We start from the raw sequence: 1,536 nt of genomic DNA on the forward strand, positions 1-1,536 counted from the left end.
GCCCGCCTGCGGATCGTGAGGCGCTGACCGGCATGCGGTGAAAGTTCCCTGTTCCTTGGGCCCAGCCCGGCACGTACACCGTCGTCGTGGAGAACCACGGGGGCCGGTACGCCGGACACCGACTGGACGGGAGAGGTCGCTTGGGGGCCACCTCCGTCGTGTGACCGCTGCGCACCGGAGTCAGCGACAATGGGCCGGTGAGCCCTGCCCCCGATGCCGTCCAGCGCGATGCCGCGCACCAGCTCGTCCTCGCCCGCCGGATGCGTGAGGTGGAGGCGTCGATCCTCTCCCGCACGCCGGAGCACGACCTCGAGCCCTCGCTCGACCGCATCCGCGCCGTCATGGAGCTCCTGGGCGACCCGCAGCGCACCTTCCCCGTCATCCACGTCACGGGGACCAACGGCAAGACGAGCACGTCGCGGATCATCGAGGCCCTCCTGCGCGAGCTCGGTCTGAACACCGGGCGCTTCACCTCACCGCACCTGCACTCGATGACCGAGCGCATCGCCATCGGTGGGCGCCCCATCGACGCCGAGAGGTTCCTCGCGGCCTACGACGAGGTGATCCCGTTCGTCGAGATGGTCGACGCCCGCTCGATCATCGACGGCGGGCCGGCGATGACGTACTTCGAGGTCATCGTCGCCGTCGCCTACGCCGCCTTCGCGGACCTGCCCGTCGACGTCGCGGTCGTGGAGGTCGGAATGGGTGGCGCCTGGGACGCGACGAACGTCATCGACGCGCCGGTCAGCGTCATCACGCCCATCGGGCTGGACCACCAGCACTTCCTCGGCGACACCATCGAGCTCATCGCGACCGAGAAGGCCGGGATCATCAAGCCCGACGCGATCACGGTCATGGCCGTGCAGCCCGAGCCGGATGCCGTCGACGTGCTGAGCGCGCGGGCCGTCGAGGTCGGCGCCCGTCTGGTCGCCGAGGGGGTCGACATCGGGGTCACGGCGCGCGACGTCGCCTTCGGTGGCCAGCAGATCTCGGTGCGTGGGCTCGCCGCGGAGTACGAGGACCTGTTCCTGCCGCTGCACGGCACCCACCAGGCGCAGAACGCGGCGGTTGCCATCGCCGCGGTCGAGGCCTTCCTCGGCGGGGGAGAGCAGCCGCTCGACATCGACGTGCTGCGGGCAGGGTTGGCGACCGCCGAGTCCCCCGGGCGACTGGAGATCGTGCGGCGCAGCCCCACGGTGCTCGTCGACGCCGCGCACAACCCTGCGGGTGCCGAGGTGCTGGCCAGGGCCATCACCGAGTCGTTCACCTTCGCCCGCCTCGTCGGGGTCATCGCCGTGATGAAGGACAAGGACGCCCTCGGGGTGCTCCAGGCGCTCGAGCCGGTGCTCGACGACGTCGTCGTCACCCGCACGACCTCGCCACGGGCGATGACGCCCCGCCAGCTCGGGGAGCTCGCGGCCGAGGTGTTCGGGGAGCAGCGGGTCACGGTCGTCGAGGAGCTGCCGGACGCGCTGGACGTCGCGGCCGGGATGGCGGATGCCGATGGCGGCGTCAGCGGGGGAGTGCTCGCCACCG

At 71.4% G+C, this 1,536-nt stretch carries 1 protein-coding gene; it reads left to right on the forward strand.

Translation table 11 applies throughout. The annotated features are described in order from the left end of the window. Positions 1-197 precede the first annotated feature (197 nt). Positions 198-1,536 (forward strand): bifunctional folylpolyglutamate synthase/dihydrofolate synthase (locus PLL68_RS15040; protein ID WP_324535484.1); only part of this gene is annotated, 1,339 nt, incomplete at its 3' end.

The organism is Ornithinibacter sp., from assembly GCF_035443565.1.
Lineage (GTDB): Bacteria > Actinomycetota > Actinomycetes > Actinomycetales > Dermatophilaceae > Fodinibacter.